Here is a 1,852-nt window from a genome sequence, read left to right as displayed (position 1 = left end):
GCCCGCGCGCGGACACCATGCGGGCACTTGGCGACAAGGCGTCGGCGCGGCGCGTGGCGATCCAGGCGGGCGTGCCGGTCATCCCCGCGACCGAGGTGCTGGGCGAGGATTTCGAGGCCATCAAGGCCGAGGCGGCCCAGATCGGCTATCCTCTGATGTTGAAGGCGTCCTGGGGCGGCGGCGGGCGCGGGATGCGCCCGATCAATGGCCCCGAGGAACTGGTGGACAAGGTCCGCGAGGGCCGTCGCGAGGCCGAGGCCGCCTTCGGCAATGGCGAGGGCTATCTGGAGAAGATGATCCTGCGCGCTCGCCATGTCGAGGTGCAGTTGCTGGGCGACACCCATGGCGGCTTGTATCACCTGTACGAGCGCGACTGCACGGTGCAGCGCCGAAACCAGAAGGTCGTGGAACGCGCCCCCGCGCCCTATCTGACTGCCGAACAGCGCGCCGAGGTCTGCGAACTGGCGCTGAAGATCGGCCGCGCCGTCGGCTACCAGAACGCCGGCACGGTCGAGTTCCTGATGGATATGGACAGCCAGCAGTTCTACTTCATCGAGGTGAACCCGCGCGTCCAGGTCGAACATACCGTGACCGAGGAAGTCACCGGCATCGACATCGTCCAGTCGCAGATCCGCATCGCCGAGGGGGCGACGCTGGCCGAGGCGACGGGCGTGCCGTCGCAGGATCAGGTCACCCTGTCGGGCCATGCGCTGCAATGCCGCGTGACGACCGAGGATCCGCTGAACAACTTCATCCCCGACTATGGCCGGATCACCGCCTATCGCAGCGCCACCGGCAACGGCATCCGGCTGGACGGCGGCACCGCTTATTCCGGCGGGGTCATCACGCGCTATTACGATTCGCTGCTGGTCAAGGTCACGGCCTGGGCGCAAACGCCCGAGGCGGCGATCCGCCGCATGGACCGCGCGCTGCGCGAGTTCCGGGTGCGCGGCGTCAGCACGAACATCGACTTCCTCATCAACCTGCTGAAGCACCCGACCTTCCTCGATGACTCCTACACGACCAAGTTCATCGACACGACGGCAGAGCTGTTCCAGTTCGACAAGAAGCAGGACCGGGCCACGCGGATCCTGACCTATCTGGCCGACATCAGCGTCAACGGCCACCCCGAGACTGCGGGCCGCCCCATGCCGCCCGCCCAGGCCCGTCCACCCGTGCCGCCCGCGCCCAAGGCCGAACCCGCGCCGGGCACCCGGCAGATGCTGGAACAACAGGGCGCGCAGGCCGTGGCCGACTGGATGGCCGCGCAGACGCGCCTGTTGATGACCGACACCACCATGCGCGACGGCCACCAGTCGCTCTTGGCGACCCGGATGCGGTCGATCGACATGATCCGCGTGGCGCCATCTTACGCCGCCAACCTGCCGGGGCTGTTCAGCGTGGAATGCTGGGGCGGTGCGACCTTCGACGTGGCCTATCGCTTCCTGCAGGAATGCCCCTGGCAGCGGTTGCGCGACATCCGCGAACGGATGCCCAACCTGATGACGCAGATGCTGCTGCGCGCCTCGAACGGGGTGGGCTACACCAACTATCCCGACAACGTGGTCCAGTCCTTCGTGCGCCAGGCGGCGGAAAGCGGCGTGGACGTGTTCCGCGTCTTCGACAGCCTGAACTGGGTCGAGAACATGCGCGTCGCCATGGACGCGGTGATCGAGACCGGCAAGATCTGCGAAGGCACGGTCTGCTATACCGGCGACATGCTGGACCCGGACCGGTCCAGGTACGACCTGGCCTATTATGTCAGGACCGCCCAGGACCTGAAGGCCGCCGGCGCGCATGTGCTGGGCCTGAAGGACATGGCGGGCCTGCTGAAGCCCGCCGCCGCGCGGAT

General features: G+C 67.4%; 1 protein-coding gene. It reads left to right on the top strand.

Going from position 1 to position 1,852, the window contains the following annotated elements; all coding sequences use genetic code 11:
• A partial coding sequence (locus tag ACTJI6_RS23970) for a pyruvate carboxylase (RefSeq protein ID WP_440804261.1) occupies positions 1 to 1,852 on the top strand: 1,852 nt, incomplete at both ends.

It is taken from the genome of Paracoccus sp. 22332, from assembly GCF_052045125.1.
Lineage (GTDB): Bacteria > Pseudomonadota > Alphaproteobacteria > Rhodobacterales > Rhodobacteraceae > Paracoccus > Paracoccus haematequi_A.
This window is presented reverse-complemented; position numbering and strand designations above follow the sequence as displayed.